The 20,350-nt window shown below is 73.7% G+C and carries 16 protein-coding genes and 2 pseudogenes; 6 read left to right on the top strand and 12 right to left on the bottom strand.

Going from position 1 to position 20,350, the window contains the following annotated elements; translation table 11 throughout:
- Positions 1–9: 9 nt before the first annotated feature.
- Both nuoH and EAD96_RS31615 read right to left on the bottom strand, forming a co-directional pair.
- A complete protein-coding gene (nuoH, locus tag EAD96_RS22085) occupies positions 10–972 on the bottom strand; it encodes an NADH-quinone oxidoreductase subunit NuoH (RefSeq protein ID WP_013288672.1) in 963 nt (320 codons plus the stop codon).
- 479 nt (positions 973–1,451) lie between these two features.
- Positions 1,452–2,018 (bottom strand): annotated as a pseudogene (locus tag EAD96_RS31615) (NADH-quinone oxidoreductase subunit C); the annotation flags it as partial.
- A gap of 103 nt (positions 2,019–2,121) precedes the next feature.
- Here EAD96_RS31615 and EAD96_RS22075 point away from each other — a divergent pair.
- A complete protein-coding gene (locus EAD96_RS22075; RefSeq protein ID WP_199733263.1) occupies positions 2,122–3,168 on the top strand; it encodes a glucose 1-dehydrogenase in 1,047 nt (348 codons plus the stop codon).
- 30 nt (positions 3,169–3,198) lie between these two features.
- On the opposite strand, the gene EAD96_RS22070 is transcribed toward EAD96_RS22075, so the two are convergent.
- The 3 genes from EAD96_RS22070 to EAD96_RS22060 all read right to left on the bottom strand — a co-directional run bounded on the left by EAD96_RS22070 (position 3,199) and on the right by EAD96_RS22060 (position 7,176).
- Positions 3,199–4,515 carry a DUF2252 domain-containing protein gene (locus EAD96_RS22070; RefSeq protein WP_121685636.1) on the bottom strand — a complete coding sequence of 439 codons (1,317 nt, stop codon included), beginning with the start codon at positions 4,513–4,515 and terminating at the stop codon, positions 3,199–3,201.
- Between the two features lie 102 nt (positions 4,516–4,617).
- Complete coding sequence (locus EAD96_RS22065) at positions 4,618–6,534, bottom strand: carboxypeptidase-like regulatory domain-containing protein (RefSeq protein ID WP_158614809.1); 1,917 nt, start codon at positions 6,532–6,534, stop codon at positions 4,618–4,620.
- 84 nt (positions 6,535–6,618) lie between these two features.
- Complete coding sequence (locus EAD96_RS22060) at positions 6,619–7,176, bottom strand: NADH-quinone oxidoreductase subunit B (protein WP_120573053.1); 558 nt, start codon at positions 7,174–7,176, stop codon at positions 6,619–6,621.
- Between the two features lie 148 nt (positions 7,177–7,324).
- On the opposite strand from EAD96_RS22060, the gene EAD96_RS22055 reads away from it, so the two are divergent.
- The 3 genes from EAD96_RS22055 (at position 7,325) to EAD96_RS22045 (ending at position 10,112) form a co-directional block, all read left to right on the top strand.
- Positions 7,325–7,882, top strand: coding sequence for a SigE family RNA polymerase sigma factor (locus EAD96_RS22055; RefSeq protein WP_121685634.1), 558 nt, complete (start codon positions 7,325–7,327; stop codon positions 7,880–7,882).
- The gene (locus tag EAD96_RS22050) at positions 7,875–9,065 is read left to right on the top strand and encodes a hypothetical protein (RefSeq protein WP_121685633.1); all 1,191 of its coding nucleotides are present in this window, start codon (positions 7,875–7,877) and stop codon (positions 9,063–9,065) included. The genes EAD96_RS22055 and EAD96_RS22050 overlap by 8 nt, the downstream gene beginning before the upstream one ends.
- A 105-nt stretch (positions 9,066–9,170) precedes the next feature.
- Positions 9,171–10,112: a hypothetical protein gene (locus EAD96_RS22045; RefSeq protein ID WP_121685632.1), complete on the top strand. Its 942-nt coding sequence runs from the start codon at positions 9,171–9,173 to the stop codon at positions 10,110–10,112.
- 48 nt (positions 10,113–10,160) lie between these two features.
- Here EAD96_RS22045 and EAD96_RS22040 read toward each other — a convergent pair whose 3' ends face one another.
- Genes EAD96_RS22040 through EAD96_RS22030 form a run of 3 tightly spaced genes read right to left on the bottom strand, consistent with a single transcriptional unit; the run spans position 10,161 to position 13,439 of the window.
- A complete protein-coding gene (locus EAD96_RS22040; protein ID WP_121685631.1) occupies positions 10,161–11,639 on the bottom strand; it encodes an aspartate aminotransferase family protein in 1,479 nt (492 codons plus the stop codon).
- 43 nt (positions 11,640–11,682) lie between these two features.
- Entirely contained in the window at positions 11,683–13,092 is a 1,410-nt protein-coding gene (locus EAD96_RS22035) for an MFS transporter (protein ID WP_121685630.1), read from the bottom strand.
- A gap of 32 nt (positions 13,093–13,124) precedes the next feature.
- Positions 13,125–13,439, bottom strand: a complete 315-nt coding sequence (locus tag EAD96_RS22030; protein WP_120573047.1) for an MGMT family protein — start codon at positions 13,437–13,439, stop codon at positions 13,125–13,127.
- A gap of 13 nt (positions 13,440–13,452) precedes the next feature.
- Here EAD96_RS22030 and proB point away from each other — a divergent pair, with 13 nt between their 5' ends.
- Both proB and EAD96_RS22020 read left to right on the top strand, forming a co-directional pair.
- Positions 13,453–14,610 (top strand): glutamate 5-kinase, encoded by a 1,158-nt coding sequence (gene proB / locus EAD96_RS22025; protein WP_121685629.1) that lies wholly within the window; start codon positions 13,453–13,455, stop codon positions 14,608–14,610.
- A gap of 26 nt (positions 14,611–14,636) precedes the next feature.
- Positions 14,637–15,878 (top strand): glutamate-5-semialdehyde dehydrogenase, encoded by a 1,242-nt coding sequence (locus EAD96_RS22020; RefSeq protein WP_121685628.1) that lies wholly within the window; start codon positions 14,637–14,639, stop codon positions 15,876–15,878.
- Between the two features lie 992 nt (positions 15,879–16,870).
- Here the strand turns inward: EAD96_RS22020 and EAD96_RS31920 are convergent.
- The 4 genes and pseudogenes from EAD96_RS31920 to EAD96_RS22000 all read right to left on the bottom strand — a co-directional run.
- Positions 16,871–17,740 (bottom strand): annotated as a pseudogene (locus tag EAD96_RS31920) (hypothetical protein); the annotation flags it as partial.
- A gap of 130 nt (positions 17,741–17,870) precedes the next feature.
- A complete protein-coding gene (gene moeZ, locus EAD96_RS22010) occupies positions 17,871–19,118 on the bottom strand; it encodes an adenylyltransferase/sulfurtransferase MoeZ (RefSeq protein WP_199733261.1) in 1,248 nt (415 codons plus the stop codon).
- Between the two features lie 41 nt (positions 19,119–19,159).
- Positions 19,160–19,987 carry a DUF3152 domain-containing protein gene (locus EAD96_RS22005; RefSeq protein ID WP_121685626.1) on the bottom strand — a complete coding sequence of 276 codons (828 nt, stop codon included), beginning with the start codon at positions 19,985–19,987 and terminating at the stop codon, positions 19,160–19,162.
- A gap of 78 nt (positions 19,988–20,065) precedes the next feature.
- Positions 20,066–20,350 (bottom strand): DUF3152 domain-containing protein (locus EAD96_RS22000; RefSeq protein WP_121685625.1); only part of this gene is annotated, 285 nt, incomplete at its 5' end.

Raw genomic sequence — 20,350 nt, 5'->3', positions numbered from 1 at the left:
GGGGTGGGGCTAGAGGGCCAGGCGGACTGCGGCGGTCAGGACGAGCTGGGCCAGGGCCAAGGGGACCAGGACCAGCCAGCAGAGGCGCTGGAGCTGGTCCTCGCGCAGCCTCGGGTAGCTCACCCGCAGCCAGATGATCACGAAGGCGACAGCGAAGACCTTGAGCAGCGTCCACAGCCAGCCGAGCTGCGCGTCGGCGAACGGGCCCTGCCAGCCGCCGAGGAACAGCACAGTGGTCAGCGCCGCGATCACCACGATGCCCACGTACTCGGCGAGCAGGAAGAACGCGAACCGCAGGCCGGTGTACTCGGTCATGTAGCCGAAGACCAGCTCGGAGTCGGCCACCGGCATGTCGAACGGCGGGCGGCGGATCTCCGCCAGCCCGGCCACGAAGAAGATCACCATGGCCGGTGCCTGCCACAGCAGCCACCACGGCTGCCACGCCTCCACGATGCCGGGCAGGCTCAGCGTGCCCGCCGCCATCGCCACCGAGGCGGCGGCCAGCACCAGCGGCAGCTCGTACCCGAGCAGCTGGGCCGCGCCGCGCAACCCGCCGAGCAGGCTGTACTTGTTCGCCGACGCCCACGCGGACATGAGCACGGCCAGCACCCCGACGCCCACCACGGCGAGCACGAAGAACAGGCCGATGTCCAGCGGCTGGGCGACCAGGTCGCCCGGACCGAGCGGGATGACCAGCAGCACGAGCAGGTACGGCACCAGCGCCACCGCGGGCGCCAGCCGGAACACCGGCCGATCCGCGTCGCGCGGGGTGACGTCCTCCTTCTGCACGAACTTGATGCCGTCGGCGACCAGTTGTGCCCAGCCGTGGAAGCCACCCGCGTACATCGGGCCCAGCCGGCCCTGCATGTGCGCCATCACCTTGTGCTCGGCCTGGCCCACGATCAGCGGCAGCGTGAGGAACGCGACGAGCACGCCCGCCACGCGCAGGACCAGCTCCAACCAGTCCGGCATCAGCTCTCCCCCGCCGCGTCGGGCTCCGGCTCCTGGCGGGGCGGCCCGGTCGGCCGTTCCCCCGGCAGCGGCCGCCCGAGCGGACCCGCCTCCCCGGCCGCCGGAGCAGCGGCGGACCTCGGCCCGGTCTCGCCGGAAGCGGGCGGCTCCGGAGCCTCCCCGCCAGCAGGCCGCGCCGCACCCTCCCCGGCGGTCGCCCGCGCTGCCCCCTCGCCGGGAGCGGCAGGCCGAGCCGAACCCTCGCCAGAAGCAGGCCGCGCGGCACCCTCGCCAGGAGCAGGCCGCGCCGGACGCTCGCCAGGGGCAGGCCGTACGGGACGCTCACCAGGAGCAGGCCGCGCCGGACGCTCCCCGGCGACGGGCCGCGTGGGACGCTCCCCCGGAGCGGGCCGCGCCGCGCGTTCACGGGCCGGGCGCGCCGGCGTACCCCCTCGGGGGCCCTCACCGGCGCCGGCCGCACCGGCCGGCGTGGGCGTCGTGCCCCACTCCCCCGGCGCGGGCACTCCCGGCGGCCGGACCGGCCGGCGGCCGCCGCCGGCCTCCGACTCGCCCGGTTCCTTCGCGCCGGGCCACGGCTTCGCGACCCGGGACGCGAGGACGAACTCCTTGCGCAGCGGGTGCCCCTCGAACTCCGGCGGCAGCAGCAGCGGTCGTAGCTCGCCGTGGCCGGCGAAGTCGATGCCGAACATCTCGTGCGTCTCGCGCTCGTGCCACGCGGCGCCGGGGAACAGGTCGACCACCGACGCGACCACCGGCGTGTCCCGGGGCACCCGGGTACGCAGCAGCAGGCCGTGCCGGTGCCGGACCGACCAGAGGTGCAGCACCACGTCGAAGCCGTCGGCCAGCTCGTCCACCGCCGACAGCCAGTCCAGGAAATCCAGGCCCAGCTCGGCGTCGTCGCGTGCCGCGCGCACCGCGTCCGCCCAGCTCGCCGGGGGTACGTCGACGGTGGCGCGGGCGTACCCCTGACCGCCGGAGACGGACGCGGTGGCCTCGACGGGCGCGAGCAGCGCAACCACTCGCCGGCCGACCTCTTCCGGAGTCATGCGCTGATCCTATGGCCGACGGCTGCGGACCGGGTCGGCCCGCCCGTGCCGGGATCGCCGCTTTGCCGGACGGGCGGCGGCAGCGCGCGGAAAGATGAGGTGTGTGCGCGCTGTGACTGTGACCCCCGGTGTCCCGGATTCGCTGCGGCTCGTCGAGGACTGGCCCGAGCCGCCGCCCGAGGAGGGCGCGATCCTGGTCGAGGCGCTGGCGGTGGGTGTCTGCGGCACCGACCACGAGATCGTGGCAGGCGAGTACGGCGAGGCGCCGCCGGGTCAGGAGCTGCTGGTGCTCGGGCACGAGTCGCTGGGTCGCGTGCTGGAGGACCCGACCGGCACGTTGCAGACCGGCGACCTGGTGGCCGGCGTGGTCCGCCATCCCGACCCGGTGCCCTGCGCGAACTGCGCGGTGGACGAGTGGGACATGTGCCGCAACGGGCAGTACACCGAGCACGGCATCAAGGCACTGCCCGGCTTCGCGCGGGATCGCTGGCGGTTGCAGCCCAAGTTCGCCGTCGGCCTGGACCCGGCGCTCGAGTCCGTGGGCGTGCTGCTGGAGCCGACGAGCGTGGTGGCGAAGGCGTGGGACCACATCGAGCGGATCGGCCGCCGGGCCGAGTGGAAACCGATGACGGTGCTGGTGACCGGCGCCGGGCCGATCGGGCTGCTGGCCGCGCTGCTGGGCAGCCAGCGTGGGCTGTCCGTGCACGTGCTGGACCGCAACACCAGCGGGCCGAAGCCGGAGCTGGTCCGCGCGCTCGGGGCGACGTACCACACGGCGACGGTGCCCGAGCTCGACGTGAAGCCGGACGTGGTGATCGAGTGCACCGGCGCGCCCACAGTGGTGCTGGACGCGATGTGCAAGGCCGCGCCGACCGGCATCGTCTGCCTGACCGGTGTGTCCAGCGGCGGCCGGACCATCAACTTCGACGCCGGGGCGCTCAACCGGGAGCTGGTGCTGGAGAACAACGTGGTGTTCGGCTCGGTGAACGCCGGCCGGCGGCACTGGGAGATGGCCGCCGAGGCGCTCGCCCAGGCCGACCGGTCGTGGCTGACGTCGCTGATCACCCGCCGGGTGCCGCTGTCGAGCTACCGCGAGGCGTACGCGCCGGCTGGCGAGGACATCAAGGCGGTGCTCGACTTCACGCAGTGAGGCGGGGCGCCGGATCCGGCGCCCCGGCCCTCAGATGCCTGGTAGCCGGCCGTTGCGGAACAGGTCCACGAAGAGCTGGTGGTCCTCGCGCGCCCGGATCCCGTACCGGTGCCCGAAGTCGACCAGGTAGTCGACGAACGCCTCCGGGTCGGCGTCGACGACCGCGACGATCGCCTCCTCGGTGGAGTAGTCGACCAGGTCGTGGCTGGACTCGTCGTCCGCGACCGAGTGCATCCGGGCCACCGCCCGGCCCAGGTCGGCGAGCACGCCGGCCAGTTCCTCCGGCTCGTTCACGTCGGCCCAGTCCAGGTCCGCCGCGTACGGGGACACCTCGGCGACGAGCTGCCCGACGCCGTCCAGCTCGGTGAAGCCCAGCCACGGGTCGGCGTGCGCCTGCAACGCGCGCTGCGACTCGGCGGTGCGGTGCCCCTGGTGCCGGAAGTACGAGCGGACCCGCTCGTCGTCGACGTAGCGCGCCACGGCCGGCACCTGCGCCTGCTTCATGTAGATGACGACGTCGTTCTCCAGCGCCTGGGTGTGCCCCTCCAGCAGCAGGTTGTACGACGGCAGCCCGGCCGACCCGATGCCGACGCCCTTGCGCAGCACCACGTCCTTGATGCCCGCGGCGACCGGGCGCATCCGGGTGGTCGAGTCCGGCAGCGTGTGCAGGTAGTCGGCGAACGCGGCGCACACCTTCTCCCGGGTGGCGTCGTCGATCTCGTGCACGCCGTCGCCGAGGGAGAACCGGCGCTCGTAGTTGTCGATCGTGGTCTGCGCGGCGAGCAGGTCAACCCGGGTGTTGAGCCGAGCCTGCTGGAGCACCCGGCGCAGCACGCCGTCGGCGTTGTCGAGCGTGATCGAGCCGATCGCGTCGTCCCCGCCGGCGGCGATGGCCCGCAGCTCGGCCAGGTACGACCGGGCGAAGCCGGTCACCAGCTCGCCGATCACCCGGTCGGAGAGCGCCTTGGCGTAGCCGAGCAGCGCCACGCTCGCGGCGAAGCGCTTCAGGTCCCAGGTGAACGGCCCGACGTACGCCTCGTCGAAGTCGTTGACGTTGAACACGAGCTGCCCGGAGGCGTTCATGTAGGTGCCGAAGTTCTCGGCGTGCAGGTCACCGTGGATCCACACCCGGCTGGTCCGCTCGTCGAGGAACCGGTCGCTGCCGAAGTCGCCGCGCTGGTCGGCGTAGAACAGCGCGGCGCTGCCCCGGTAGAAGGCGAACGGTGACGCCGCCATCTTGCGGAACTTGCGGCGGAACGCCGCCGGGTCGATCGCCATGGACGCGCCGAACTCCTCGGTCAGCACGTCGATGATGAATGCGGAGCGCTCCTCCGCGAGGTCGGTCATGAGCCGCAGGCTAGCCACCGGGCGCCAGTCGACGGCCCGTTCCGGCCCGGCCCGGTGGCCGGTACGACGGCGGTCGCCGCCGTACCGGCCGATCGTCGACCGTCAGCGCCCGGTGCGCGAGTCAGGTCGAATGCCCAGCGGGGCCGCGGCTGCGCGGGCCACGCCCGTGGGGGGAGCCCCGCAGGTGGAGTCGGTGTTCATCGCGACGGTGGTGGTGGCGCCGACCTTGACCCGCACGGTCTGGGCCTGTCGGCTGCCGTACCAGCAGTCCTTGTTCACCCAGTACTGGACGTAGACGTCCTGCGTGCGGTGCCCCTTGACGGTGAACGACCCACCGCTGCCGCTGTCGAAGTATCCGTAGGAGGCGCTGGCGATGTCGCCGGTGCGCGCGTTGTACGTCCAGACGTAACCGGTGGCCCACGGGTCGGCCGGGTCGGTCACCTTGCCGGCGAGCACGCCACCGGCGACCAGCTTGGCGTTGACGGTTGCCGTGCCACCCGATTTGACCTGGGTGTACGTGGCGGCGAAACGGTCGGCGACATTGCCGGACCACTGCCAGGCGTAGCCGCTGTTGGCGTTCGGTGCGAACTCGACCGGCCAGCGGTAGGGGCCGAGGTCGTTGATGGTGTAGCGGCCGGAGGCGTCGGAGCAGTTCTTCCCGAAGATGGCGCCCTGGCCGGGGTGGAAGGCGTACGGGTAGGAGCAGACGCCCGGGACCACCTCGCCCGCGGCGTTGCGGACCGTACCGGTGATCGTGCCCGGCTGGTCCATCCGGATGGTCGGGATGGTGATGGTGCGTGCCGCCTGCAAGGTCACCGCCAGCGCCGCGCGCTGGTCGCCGCTGCCGCCGGCGGCGGTGACCCACTGGTCGCCGTACCGGCGCACCGGCGGGTTGTACGGGTTGTCCGCCTGGTAGGCGTACACGTTCCAGGTCGCGAGTTCGTCAGCCTCGAACGGGCCGACCTCCAGGCGGCCGTCCGCGCCGGAGCAGTACTGCCACATGTGGGCGGACTGTCCACCCCACTTGGGCTGGACCAGGTGTACGCAGATCCCGTCGACCGGGGCGGAGGTGGCCGCGTCCCGGACCGTGGTGGTGAAGGCCGCACCGGGCCGCAACGCGTACGAGACCTCGGTGACAGCGCCGCGCCGCACGTCGACCGTCGGCTGCGGGTCGGCGGGGAAGTACGAGGCGCCGCCGGTCACCTCCGTCGTCCAACTGCCCGGTTGCACGTCGGTGACCCGGACCAGGCCGTTCGTGCCGCAGACGAACTCGTCGCGGCCTCCCATGACGTACAGGCAGGGACGCGGCACGGGCTTGCCGGTGACCGAGTCGGTCACCCGGGCCTCGATCTCCCCTAGCGGCAGCACCTGCTCGTCGACGGTGAGCGTCGCGCCGTCGGCCACCTCGAACACGGTGGCGGTGTCCCGGGTCTCCTGACCCGGGACCCACTGGTAGCCACGGCTGTTGTCGTAGACGGAGATCCGGTACCGGCCGGGCGGCACGTTGTCGATCTGGTAGCGCCCGTCGCCGAGGTTCCAGGTGTAGGCGATGGCCTCGTAGTTCGAGTCCTCGCCGTAGATGGTGACCGTGGCCTCGACCGGCGCGCCGGTCTCGTCGGTGATCCGGCCCTTGATCCCCGCCGATCCCTGTCCGAGCCGGACGTTCTGCTCGACGAGGTCGTACGCCGGAAGGCTTATCCGGTCCGCGTTCAGGTAGTCCGGGGCGGAGTACCACCACTCGGTCCGGAAGCCGTCGGCGTGCACCCGGATCTTGTAGCTGGTGGTGGTGTCGGCGGTGCCGGGGATGGTGTAACGCCCTTGCGCGTCCGAGCAGTACTCGGCGGCCACCTCCTCCGGTGAGGTGTGCAGGGCGAGACAGGCGTTCGCGACCGGCTCACCGTCTGCGTCGGTGACCAGCCCGGTGTAGCCGACCGCTTCAGCGGCCGCCGGTGTGGCAGAGAGGGAGATCGTGGCGAGCGCCGCCAGAAGGGCGGCCCCCGCAGCCCGCAGTCGTGTCATGCCAGCAACATAACGGTGACCGTCGACATTCAAGATCATCCAAAGAGGTGAACCGCGTCGCCGTTCGCCCCGCACGGCGTGCGCTCAGGCCGGCGGACGTACCGGCGGTGCGGTGAGCGCCTCCACCGGCCGCGCCACAGCGTCCGCCGGGGAGGTGAGCGCGTCGGGGCGCGGCACGCCACCGACGCCCGACTGCTCGGCGGCGATCTTCTCCTGGAGGCGGAGGATGCCGTGCAGCAGCGCCTCCGGACGCGGCGGGCAGCCGGGCACGTACACGTCGACGGGGATGAGCTGGTCGACGCCCTTGGTCACCGAGTAGGAGTCCCAGTACGGGCCGCCGCAGTTGGAGCAGGCGCCGAACGAGATCACGTACTTCGGCTCGGGCATCTGGTCGTAGAGCCGCTTGACCGCCGGGGCCATCTTGTCGGTGACGGTGCCGCTGACCACCATCAGGTCGGCCTGCCGGGGCCCGTGGGCGAACGGGATCACGCCGAGCCGCATGAAGTCGTGCCGGCCCATGCTGGTCGCGATGAACTCGATGGCGCAGCAGGCCAGCCCGAAGTTGAACACCCAGAGCGAGTAGCGGCGGCCCCAGTTCAGCACGAACCGGATCGGCTCGCCGAGCACGGCCGGCACCTGCACCTCGGGCCTCCCCTGTCTGCGAAACTCCGCTGTCCCTGAACCGACAGTCAACCACAGCACCCGGATCGGCAACCCTCGCAACCCGTACGGGCGTCAGGGCGTGTGACCGGCGTGACCGCGTCGGCGGTACGCACACGGGGAGGACCAGGTGACGGTGACGAGGGAGCCGATGCTCGACGAGCCACCCGAGGGGACAGCGAGGCGCGCCGAGCGGCGCGAGGCGGTCGACTTCGACGGGCTCTACCACGCACACTTCCGGTCCCTGACCATTCAGCTCACCGCCTACTGCGGTGACCTGTCCCAGGCGCAGGACATGGTGCAGGAGGCGTTCTGCCGGGCGTTCGCCCGCTGGTCCCGGGTGTCCCGCTACGACGACCCGGTGGCCTGGGTCCGCCGGGTGGCCTGGAACCTGGCCACCAGCCGCTGGCGGCGGCTGCGGACGGCCCAGGCGTGGCTGCACCGGCAGCGGGAGGAGTACGTGCCGGGGCCGGGTCCGGACCGGGTCGCGCTGACCGCCGCGCTGTCCGAGCTGCCGGCCCATCAGCGCCGCGCCGTGGTCCTGCACTACCTGGCCGATCTCAGCGTCGCGCAGATCGCGGCGCAGGAGGACGTGCCGGAGGGCACCGTCAAGTCCTGGCTGTACCGGGGGCGGGCCGCGCTGGCGGCGAAGCTCACCACCACGAGCGAGGTGAACCACAGTGACTGAGCCCGACGACATCCTGGTCGGCGGCGAGTTCGCCGAGTTCCGCGCGGCGTACGCCCCGGTGGTGCACCCGGCCGGGACGGCCGCGGTCCGGCGCACGGTCCGGCGCCGTCGCCGGCGGACCGCGGTGGTCACCGCGACGGCCGTGGTGCTCGCCGTGGTGATCCCGGTGGGCGCGAACGCCGCCCTGGACCGGCGGCCCGGACCACCCCCCGCTCCCGCGCAGACCGTCACCCCGACCCCGTCCGTGAGCACGTCGCCGTCACCGTCGACGCCGCCGCCGAGCACGGCCGGCTCGACCCCGGCCGTTCCGGACGGGCGGATCACCCGGTCCCAGCTGCTCGCGGCCCAGCTCGACCTCGCGTCCTGGCCGGACGCACCGAAGACCTGCGTCAGTGACGACGTCCGGCTCCGGTCCGGCCCGCAGAACGAGTCGGTCCCGACGCTGCTCGCCGGGCCGGAGTACGCCGACCTCGACGGTGACGGCGCGACCGAGACCGTCGTCCTCGTCGCCTGCCGCTACGGCGAGGCGTCGGGCAAGCAGGTGCTCGCCTTCGATCGGGACGGGGACGGCCGGATCATCACCATGGGCCGGGTGGTCGGCACCCGTGAGGGCATGGGTGACATCACCGAGTTCTCGGTGCGGGACGGCGGGGAGGTCCGGGCGCACATCGCGGACATCCAGCCCTGTTGCGGCACGCCCGAATGGGCGCCGCAACGACAGTGGCGGACGTACGCCTGGAACGGTGAACGGTTCCGGCAGGTCGACGGACCCACGAAGTTCGGCACCGACCCCCGTCTGACCGATCTCACGATGACCGCCCGCGACGTGGTGGCCGGGCCGCCGGACAGGGAGGGGATCCGGAAGGTCACGGTCACCGTGACGGTGGTGAATCACGGGCCGGTGAGCGTGCGTCAGCTCGGGTTCACCGGTTGGTACGACTACACGAGACCGAACGGGTCCGCCCTGGACCGGTGCCGGAACGTGCGTCTCGACGGGGGCATCGCCTGCGTGCTGGACACCCTGTCGGTGGGCGCGAGCAGGACGTACACGTTCACGTTCGACCATCCGGCGACCGCCGCGGAGCCGCCGACGCTGCGCGCGATCCACATCGACTCGCAGGAGCGGTACTGGAACGACCTGACCTGGAAGGACAACCAGGTCGAGCTGACCTCGGTCGGCTGACCGACAGATCTGATCCGCAACCGACCGTCCGATTCGGACGTGTCACCAGCATCGGACGGACGGAGATGCCGCCGTCCGGCAACGGGGAATCACGGGAGGAACAGCATGACCACACGTACGGCACGGATCGCCACCGCACTGCTCGGTGGGACCGCCGCACTGATCACCCTGGCCGCGCCGGCCGCCGCCGCGCCGAGCGCCGCCACCGCCGGCCGCGTTGACGTCACGGCGCAGCGGCTCGTCCTCGACCCGACCGACCGGGGGTACGTCGGGACGCTCACCGCGACGGTGACCAACCGGCGGCCGACCGCGACGTGGGTGAGCCTGGTCGTCACCGAGCCGGCGGGGGCCTCGTTCACCACGATCGAGCCCGGCGGTGGCTGCTTCTACACCCGCCTGGTGGAGAACCGGCTGGTGATCGGCTGCGGCGGCGAGCAGATCGAGGCCGGCAAGAGCCTCACCTTCCGGCTCGGGTTCCACGTCTGGACCACCGCGCGCAGCTACCCGATGGTCGCGAACGGCGGGCGGATCGAGGTCGTCCCGGACGGCGCCGCCGCGGCTTCCGACGCCACCGGGTTCACCACCCTCTTCCGCTCCACCACCGGCAGCCTGCGCAAGCCGCGCCCGTACGTGCAGGCCGTCGACACCGACCTCGGCATCCGGGGCAGCGCGGTGACGCTGACCCCGCAGCCGGACGGCACCCTGCTCGGCCGGATGCCGGTCACCGTGCGCTACGGCAACGACGCGCCGACCTTCGCTCTCGACGTCGCCGCCGCCCTGCCCGCGGGGGTGCAGGTCGACCACATCGAGCCGCAGGACATGCCGAGCTTCCCGTACGGGTTCTCCGTGCCGGGCGACCGGTTCGTGCCGGGCGAGGAGCGCACCTTCGACGTCTTCCTCCGGGCGCCCGTCGGCACGCCCGCGGGTGAGCTGGGTACCGGCAGCCTCACCGTGACCGGGAGCTACTTCTACGGGGCCGACGACCCGCAGGACGTGGACCCGTCGGACAACACCACCTCGTTCCCGGTGACCGCCGCCGCGAGCTGACCGTCGCCCGCTCGGCCGGCGCCCACGCGCCGGCCGGGCGTCGCCGTGTCACCAGGCCGGGCGCTGGAGCAGCCCGACGAACTCGGCGAGCAGCCGTTCCCGCAGCCGCGCCGGGGCGGCGTCGAGCAGCGTGTTCACCACCGCCATCCGGTCCGGCACCCCGGCGCCGCCGGCCAGGCCGAGCCCGTCGGCGAGCCCGGCCACCAGCTCGGGGGTGAGCGCCTCCGGCGTGAGGCTGCCGGCCAGCGCCAGCAGTTCCGGCGGCAGCACGACCGGCCCGGCGGCGCGGGCCGCCGCGACCGCCTCGGCCAGCGCCGGGCCGAACTCGGCCACCCGGGGCGCCACCGCCGCGGTCACCGTGAGGTGGACGCTGGCCGGCAGATCGGCGTACGTGAGCTGGGGCTGGGTGTGCCAGCCACGCGCGGTCAGCTCGTCGACGAGCACGAACAGGTCGAGCCCGGGATCGTCACTGGTGAAGCAGACCACTGTGGTCTCCGGTTCGGCCATCAGCCGCAGCCCGCCGGTGGCCCGTACCGCGCCGGCCAGCCCGGCGACCGCGTCCCGGGTGGCGGCGGCCAGCCGCAGGTAGCCGTCCTCGCCGAGGTGGCGGAGTGTGGCGTACGCGGCGGCGATCGGCCCACCGGACCGGGTCGAGGCGATCACCGGGTTGACCATCGTGTAGCCGGGCCAGTCCGCGTACGCGAAGAACTGCGGCGCGCGCAGCGCCGGATCGCGGTGCAGCAGCACCGAGACGCCCTTCGGCGCGTACGCGTACTTGTGCAGGTCCACCGAGATCGAGGTGACCCCCGGTACGGCGAAGTCGAACGGCGGCACCGGCGCGCCGAGCCGGCGCAGCCAGGGCAGCGCCCAGCCGCCGAAGCAGGCGTCCACGTGGCAGCGCACCCCGGCGGCCTGCGCGACGGCGGCGATCTCGGTCACCGGGTCGACCACCCCGTGCGCGTACGACGGGGCGGACGCCACCACCAGCACGGTCTCCGGGCGGATCGCGGCGGCCACCGCCGCCACGTCCGGCCGCAACGTCACCGGGTCGACCGGCACGGTGTCGAGCGCGACCCGCAGGTAGTGCGCCGCCTTGGCGAACGCGGCGTGCGCGCTCGCCGGCGCCACGATCCGCGGCTCGGTCAGGTCGGGGCGGGCGTCCCGGGCCGCCTTGACGGCGAGCAGCAGCGACTCGGTGCCGCCGCTGGTGACGCTGCCGACCACGTCCGGCGCGCCGGTGCCGGGGCCGCCGCCGAGCAGCCGGGCGGCGGCGCCGACGAGCGCGTTCTCCATCGCCAGCAGCGACGGGAACGCGGTCGGGTCGAGGCCGTTGACGTGCGCGCTCTCCGCGTACGCGGCCTGCGCCAGCGCGTCCAGCCCGGCCACACCGGGGTCGTAGACGTACGCGAACAGCCGCCCGCCGTGCGTCGGACGGTCGGCGGCGCGCAGCGCGCGGACCTCGTCGAGTACGTCTTCCGCGGGCATCCCCCGCGCGGGCAGCGCGCCCACGTCTGCCGTGTCGGTCATCGGGTGGTTCCTCTCGTGGACGGGCCGGGCGGGCGGTGCGTGCTCATGCCCGAGCGGCCGGTGCGGCGCCGTCGGCCTCGGGTACGGCGGCGGCCGACGTGGTGGCGCCGGGCGCGGTGGCGTCGGACGCGGTGGCCAGATGGGCCGGGGTCAGGGTGTAGCCGCGCAGCAGCACCAGCGGGATCGCCACCAGCAGGGCCGGCACCACGGTGAAGCCGAGCAGCACGCCGAGACGGGCCGTGTCCGACTGGACGGCGGCGGTCCCGGTGGACGAGGAGACGTAGCCGGAGAGCTGGAGCACCAGCCCGTAGATGCCCGGCCCCAGCGCCAGCCCGAACGTCTCGCCGGCGGTCCACAGCCCGGTGAACACCCCGGCCTGCCGCCGCCCGGTGCGCGCCGTGTCGTACGCGATGCAGTCCGGCAGCATGGCCAGCGCGAACACCTGCTGGCCCGCGTACCCGACGCCGATCACCGCGACCACCGCGTAGGCCGCGGCGGCGGGCAGAGCGGGCGCGGCGACCAGGGCCAGCGCGCCCACCGCGAAGATCAGCGACGCGGCGACCAGCGACGCCCGCTTGCCCAGCCGGGCGCCGGCCCGCGACCACAGCGGCATGACCAGCAGCGCGGGCGCGACGAAGCAGGCGAACAGCAGCGTCGGGCCGCTGTCCGGCTCGCGCAGCACCTGGTCGGCGAAGTACTTCACCCCGGCCAGCACGGTGGCCACCCCGGCGGACTGGATCACGAAGCAGATCAGCAGCACCCGGAACGGCCGGTTGCCGGTGGCGACCGCGAGCTGCGCGCGCAGGCTCGGCTCGCTCTCCCCCACCGTCCCGGTCGGCGCGGACCGGGTGCCGAGGAACACGCCGACCGTGCCGGCGACGATCAGCGCGGCCACGAACAGGCCCATCCACCGGTGGCCCGGAACGCCGTCGCCGCCCGCGGTCACCACCGCCGGGGCCACCGCGCCGGAGACCAGGATGGCCAGCGCCAGCACCGCGATCCGCCAGGTCATCAACCGGGTACGCTCCGCCGGGTCGGCGGTCAGCTCGGCCGGCATGGCCACGTACGGCACCTGGAAGAACGCGAACGCGGTGGCTGTCGCCAGGAACGCCAGCGCCACGTACGCGGCGGCGGCCGGACCGTTCGCGAACGGCGCGGCGAAGATCGAGGCGAACAGCACGGCGAGCGCCAGCCCGCCACCGAGCAGGTACGGCCGGCGCGCGCCCCAGCGGGAGCGGGTCCGGTCGGAGATCCGCCCGGCGACCGGGTTGACCAGCACGTCCCACGCCTTCGGCAGCAGCACCAGCAGCGCGGCCAGCCCGGCGGCGACACCGAGCGTGTCGGTGAGGTACGGCAGCAGGAGCAGCCCGGGCACGGTGCCGAACGCGCCGGTGACCAGGGAACCCAGCGCGTACCCGAGGTGCACCCGGCGAGGCAGGCCCGAAGCTGTCATGGAGCCGAATGCTACTCACGTTATGGCCCGGGTCACATCCCCTCCTCCGGCGACCAGGAGGCCGCCGCCAGGTCCACCCGGTCGCCGCGCAACGGGCACCCCTCGGCGAGCAGCCGTTCCCGGGCCCTGCGCTCGTGACCCGGCGGCATCCGGCCGGCCGCGTTCACCACCCGGTGCCACGGCACCCCGCCGCCGTGGCGCGCCATGATCGAACCGACCAGCCGCGGCGACGCCCGTCCCGAGCGCTCGGCCAGCGCGTCGGCCACCGCCCCGTACGACATCACCCGCCCCGGCGGGATCCGCTCGACCAGCGCCAGCACCGCCTCGACGTACTCGTCAGGTGTCACGAGCTGCCACGATATGGGAACGCGCCGCGGCGCGGCAGACCGCAGCGCGCAGAATGGTCGGGTGCGTGAAGCAGTCACCTCGGCCCGCCGGATCGTCGTCAAGATCGGTTCGTCCTCGCTGACCACCGCGACGGGCGGCCTGGACGACGCCCGGGTCGACGCGCTCGTCGACACGCTCGGCGGGCTCGCCGCCTCCGGCCGGGAGGTGGTGCTGGTCTCCTCCGGCGCGATCGCCGCCGGGCTCGCCCCGCTGCGGCTGCCCCGGCGCCCGCGCGACCTGGCCACCCAGCAGGCCGCCGCCAGCGTCGGCCAGGGCCTGCTGATCGGCCGGTACGCGGCCGCGTTCGCCCGGCACGGCCGCACCGTCGGGCAGGTGCTGCTCACCGTGGACGACGTGACCCGGCGCGCGCACTACCGCAACGCGTACCGGACGCTGCGCAAGCTGCTCGACCTGCACGCCGTGCCGATCGTCAACGAGAACGACACGGTGGCCACCGAGGAGATCCGGTTCGGCGACAACGACCGCCTGGCCGCGCTCGTCGCCGCGCTCGTCGACGCCGACCTGCTGGTGCTGCTCTCCGACGTCGACGCGCTCTGGACCGGGAACCCGGCCCGTCCCGGCAGCACGCGGATCACCGAGGTGCACGGCGAGGGCGACCTCGCCGGCGTGGACATCGGCGGGGCCGGTCGCGCCGGGGTGGGCACCGGCGGCATGGTGACCAAGGTCGAGGCGGCCCGGATCGCCACCGGCTTCGGCATCCCGGTGGTGCTCACCGCCGCGCCGCTGGCCGCGCCGGCGCTGGCCGGGGAGCCGGTCGGCACGTCCTTCCACCCGGGCAGCCGCCGCCCCGCCGCCCGTCTGTTCTGGCTGGCGCACGCCACCGCCCCCCGCGGCCGCCTGCACCTCGACCCGGGCGCGGTGCAGGCGGTGGTCGGCCGCCGCAAGTCACTGCTGCCCGCCGGCATCACCGCCGTCGACGGCGCGTTCACCGCCGGGGACCCGGTCGACCTGGTCGACACCGCGGGCGCGCCGGTGGCCCGGGGCCTGGTGAACTACGACGCGGTGGAACTGCCCGGCCTGCTCGGCCGTTCCACCTCCGAACTCGCCGCGGCGCTCGGCCCGGCGTACGAACGTGAGGTCGTCCACCGCGACGACCTCGTCCTGCTGTGAGCCCCACCGGTGAAGGAGTACGCACGATGAGCGTCGTCGAGCAGGCCCGGCGAGCCCGGGACGCGGCGGAAGCCCTGGCCACGGCCACCCGTACCGTCAAGGACGCCGCGCTGCACGCGATGGCCGACGCGCTCGTGGCGCGCACCCCGGAGGTTCTGGCGGCGAACGCGGCGGACCTGGCGGCCGGGCGCGAGGCCGGGCTGTCCGCGGCCGTGCTGGACCGGCTCGCGCTCGACGAGGGCCGGGTGGCGGCCATCGCGGACGCGCTGCGCCAGATGGCCGCGCTGCCCGACCCGGTGGGCGAGGTGGTACGCGGCTCGACGCTGCCGAACGGCCTGGAGCTGCGCCAGGTGCGGGTGCCGTTCGGGGTGGTCGGCATCGTCTACGAGGGCCGGCCGAACGTGACAGTCGACGCCGCCGGGATCTGCCTGAAGTCCGGCAACGCGGCGCTGCTGCGCGGCTCCTCGTCGGCCGCCCACTCCAACGCGGCGCTGGTCGAGGTGCTGCGCGACGCGGTCTCCGGCGCCGGGCTGCCGGCGGACGCGGTGCAGCTGCTCGACTCCAGCACGCGCGACTCGGTCAAGGAGCTGATGCGCGCCCGCGGCCTGGTCGACGTGCTGATCCCGCGCGGCGGCGCGTCGCTGATCCGCGCCGTGGTCGAGGAGTCGACCGTGCCGGTGATCGAAACGGGCGTGGGCAACTGCCACGTGTACGTGGACGCCGCCGCCGACCTCGGCAAGGCCCTGGCGATCACGCTGAACGCCAAGACCCAGCGGCTGTCCACCTGCAACACCGCCGAGTCGCTGCTGGTGCACCGCGACGTCGCGGAGGAGTTCCTGCCGGCCGTGCTGGCCGCGTTCGCCGACGCCGGGGTGACCGTGCACGGCACGCCCGCCGTGGCCGCCCACTCCGACGCCGTGGTGCCGGCCACCGACGAGGACTTCGGCACCGAGTACCTCTCCGCCGACATCTCCGTCGCCGTGGTCGACTCGCTCGACGCGGCGGTCGCGCACATCCGCCGGTACGGCACCGGCCACACCGAGGCGATCGTCACCGACTCGCAGCGCACGGCCCGAGAGTTCGTGGCCCGGGTGGACGCCGCCGCTGTCATGGTCAACGCGTCCACCCGGTTCACCGACGGCGGCGAGTTCGGCTTCGGCGCGGAGATCGGCATCTCGACGCAGAAGCTGCACGCGCGCGGCCCGATGGGGCTGCCGGAGCTGACCAGCACCAAGTACGTGGTGACCGGAGACGGCCACCTGCGCTGATCGACCTTGCCTCCTGTGGCGCGCCAGATCGGGGAGGTGGTGGTATCCCAGGGCCTCTGATGCCACCACCTCGCCGCACTGGTCGAGCACGCGCCAGATCGGGGAAGTGGTGGTATCCCGGCGCCTCTGATGCCTCCACTCCCCCGAACTGGTGTTGATCATCGATGGCCGGGCTACGCGATCGGGAGTGGATCTCCGTCGGCCGGTGTGGCGGGGTCGACCGGCGGAGTCGTACCGGGCTGCGGCGGTGCGGCGATCACCTGGGCCGTGGGCTCCGACGGCGGCATGACCAGCGGAGGCAGCCCCGAGGGCACCGGGGCGGCCGGTGGCACCGCGACCGCCGGAGGCAGAGCGGGCGGCACCGGGCCGGGCAGCAGGTCCGGCACCGGCTGCACAGCAGGCCCGGTGCTCTCGCCGGGGAGCAGATCGGGTGTGACGATCCAGGCGGACCACGGCCCCTGCCCGCTGTCCAGCCCGGCCGGCACCTCTACACCGGCCGACGGATCGGGCACCGCCCCCGATCCGGGCGTGGCATCCGGCCCGACGTCCGGACGGAACCAGGTCTGGGGCCCGAGAGCCCGGGCCGGAAACAGATCCGGCGCGCCGTCCGGACCGACTGACGGCGCGGGCGCGATCCCCGATCCGGCCGACGGGTCGGTGCCGAAACTGGACGACAGGTCAGAGCCGAAGCCCGCTGACGATTCGGGATCGCGGCCTGCCGATGGCTCGGAGCCCCGACGGGACGACGGATCGAGATCCGGACCCGCCGACGCGGCCGATGCCTCGGCCGGGCCGGTCAGCGGTCGAGCCGGGGCGGGCAGCGGAGGCACGGACGCGGACGGCGGAGACGCGGACTCGGGGACGGGCGGCGGAGACGCCGATGCGGGGAGCCGGCGCGGGCGCGGGACCGGCACCGCTGGCGGCGCGGGCAGCTCGGCGGTCTGCGGCACCACGAACGGCGCTCCGGACACCGGGGCTTCGGGCGTGTTCGGGCGGCACGCGCGGATCGCCCGCAGCGTGGTGTGCACGTCGAACTGGTGGCCGTCGTCGCTGTCCCAGCCGCCGTCGCTGCGCTGCGTCTCGGCGAGCCGCCGGCGCGCCGACACCAGCAGCCACTGCTCCTCGCCCACGTCGACGCGGCGCAGCGTGGCGGCCAGCCAGGCCACGTCGGCCGGGGACATCCGGGGGATCCGGTCGGCCAGCACCGCCTGGATGCGCGCCGACTCGTAGTACATCTGCTGGCGGTGCAGCACCGCGGCGGCGAGCCAGCCGGCGGGCAGGAAGGACGGCCAGCTTCCGTCCGGCGCGAGCTGGGCGGCGAGCGTCTGCGCCGCCGCCTGCACCACACCGGCGTACGCGCCGCCGACCCGGTGGTCGAGCGGCCCGGCGGCCCGGGCGTCGAGTCCCGCCACGGTGAGCCAGAACCCGGCGTTGGCGGTCTGGTAGAGCCGGGCCTCGGGGTCGCCCGGGGTGGCCCACTCGGGGGCGAGCCCGGCCAGTGACGGGTCCTCGTCCCAGCCGCCGTCGGGCAGTTGCCGGGCGGCCAGCCAGTCCAGCGCGTGCCGGGCGGCCGGGCGGCCCAGCGCGCCGAGGTCGTCCAGCTCGGCCAGGCGGAAGCAGGTGGCGTCGACGGAGGCGACCTCGCCGTCGAGGACGGCGGGCCAGCCACCGCCCGGCGCCTGCCCGGCCTCGGCGGCGTCGAGCACGTCGGGCGGTGCCGGGGCGCCGGAGCGCAGCCGGGAGAGACGGGCGCGGTCCACCGCGTCACCGTGAGCGACGACGAATCCGATCGCCGCGTCCAAGTCCACCACGGCACTGACGGTACTGGTGCAGCCGAGGTTACGCCTCGGTAGCTCGGTCAGGGCCGGTACCGCCCACCGGCCCTTGAGATCATCCGCCGTTGGGGTGCGCGACCGGGTGTTTGCCCATGCCAGGGGGCACGGAAAGCGCGATGGGCCCGCCCGGAGCGCCGGGCGGGCCCATCGACACGACTCAGTACGACGGCAGCGACGGGTCGATCTGCTTGACCCAGGAGAGCACGCCGCCCTGGACGTGCACCGCGTCGGTGAACCCGGCCGCCTTCAGCGCGGCGAGCGCCTCGGCGGAGCGGACGCCGGACTTGCAGTGCAGCACGATCTGCCGGTCCTGCGGGAACTTCGCCAGCGCCTCGCCGGACAGGATCTCGCCCTTGGGGATGAGCGTCGAGCCGGGGATCCGGACGATCTCGTACTCGGCGGGCTCGCGCACGTCGACCAGGAAGATGTCCTTGCCGGAGTCCTGCCAGTCCTTCAGCTCCAGCGCGGTGATGGTCGAGTCGACCACCGCCTCCTGCGCCTCGTCGGAGACCGCGCCGCAGAAGTCCTCGTAGTCCTCCATCAGGTCGGTGAGGGTCGGGTTCTCGCCGCAGAGCACGCAGTTCGGGTCCTTGCGGACCTTGATCTTGCGGTAGCTCATCTCCAGGGCGTCGTAGACCATCAGCCGGCCGACGAGCGGCTCACCGATGCCGGCGAGCAGCTTGATCGCCTCGTTGACCTGGATCGACCCGATCGACGCGCAGAGCACGCCGAGCACGCCGCCCTCGGCGCAGGACGGGACCATGCCGGGCGGCGGGGGCTCCGGGTAGAGGCAGCGGTAGCAGGGGCCGTGCTCGGCCCAGAACACCGACGCCTGGCCGTCGAAGCGGTAGATCGAACCCCAGACGTACGGCTTGCCGAGCAGCACCGCCGCGTCGTTGACCATGTAGCGGGTGGCGAAGTTGTCGGTGCCGTCGACGATCAGGTCGTACCGGGAGAAGATGTCCCGGACGTTCTCCCGGTCCAGCGCGGTGTTGTGGATCTCCACGTTGACCAGCGGGTTGATCTCGCGGATCGACGCCGCGGCGGACTCGGCCTTGGACCGGCCCACGTCGGAGACGCCGTGGATGACCTGGCGCTGGAGGTTCGACTCGTCGACGGTGTCGAAGTCGATGATGCCGAGCGTGCCGACACCGGCCGCGGCGAGGTAGAGCAGGGCCGGCGAGCCGAGGCCACCGGCGCCGACACAGAGCACCCGGGCGTTCTTCAGCCGCTTCTGCCCCTCCACCCCGACGTCCGGGATGATCAGATGGCGCGAGTAGCGGCGGATCTCGTCAACGGTCAGCTCGGCGGCGGGTTCGACGAGCGGGGGCAACGACACGGTGGACTCCCCGGGATCGGCGGTGTGACCGCGCCATTGTCGCTCGCCCGGGCGGGGATCGGCCATGATGAGGGACACTCGGCCCGAACTGCGGGACCGGGAATAACTCAGACGCCGTCGGTGGGCTCGCCGGAGTACCGCATCCCGCCGACGTACGGCCAGGCGTTGGGCAGGCAGCCGTCCAGTCCGTACGTCTGCTGCTGCATCACCGGGGCGGGCGCGCCGGGCTCGGGGCACGCCTCGTGCAGTTCGCCGAACTCGTGCCCGACCTCGTGGTTGATCACGTAGGTGCGGTAGATCTCCAGCGGGGCGCCGTAGTCGGGCACCGCCGTCATCCACCGGGCCAGGTTGAGCACGACCCGGCCGGGCAGCCGGCAGGAGGTGTACCGGTCGGTGCGCAGGCCGCCTTCGGCGCACATCCGCTCGGAGGTGACCGGGGTGGCGAGGTAGACGGTGAAGTCGGCCGCGGCGGCCTCGGGCACCCGCTGCACCCGCAGGTCGCCGGACGCGATCCAGCTGCGCGGGTCGCCCAGCACCGCGTCCACGGTGGCGGCGAACTCGTCGGCGTCCTGACCCGTACCCTGCTCGACCTCGACCCGGTAGCGGCGCAGCGGGCCCTCCTGTCCGCGTACCGGGGACCGGCCCTGGGCCACCGCGAACGTGCCGGGGCCGGCGGTGGGATAGCCGGTCGGCGCCGGGGCCGGGACGTCGGCCTCGGCGGCGCCGCGCGCCAGCGACGGTTCGGCGGCGAGCGACGTCCCGCCGTGCCCGGACGGCGGCGCGCTCAGCCGGGTGATGCCGACCGCGCCGCTGACGGCCGCGAGCAGCATCGCCAGCAGCAGCACGGAGCGGCGGCGGCGCCGGCGCATCCGGCGCAGGGTGGGACGCTCGGGCGGCGGTGCGGCGGGGTTGTCGTAAGGGGACGACGACGTCATGACCTCAGCGTGCCATGCAATTCGGGCATATAGCTGCTTTTGCCGCCTATGCCGCGAATGTTCTTCACAAACCGGTGCTCAGAGAGCCGGCCCGGTGTACCGCTTCCCACCCACGTAGGGCCACGGGTTCGGCCGGCAGCCCTTGAGGAACAGCGTCTGCTGCTGCATCACCGGCGCCGCCCGGCCCGCGCCCGGGCACCCCTCGTGCCGGTGCCCGAGCTGGTGGCCCACCTCGTGGTTGACCACGTAGAGCCGGTAGTCGTCCAGCGGCATCCCGGCGGCGACCAGGTGCGGCGCCGAGGTCCGCCACCGGGCCAGGTTGATCACCACCTTGCCCGGCACGCGGCACGACGTGTACGGCAC

Source organism: Micromonospora sp. BL1 (assembly GCF_003667485.1).
Taxonomy (GTDB): Bacteria; Actinomycetota; Actinomycetes; order Mycobacteriales; family Micromonosporaceae; genus Micromonospora; species Micromonospora tulbaghiae.
The sequence above is the reverse complement of the archived record's forward strand: the minus strand, read 5'-3'. Positions and strand labels throughout refer to the sequence as shown.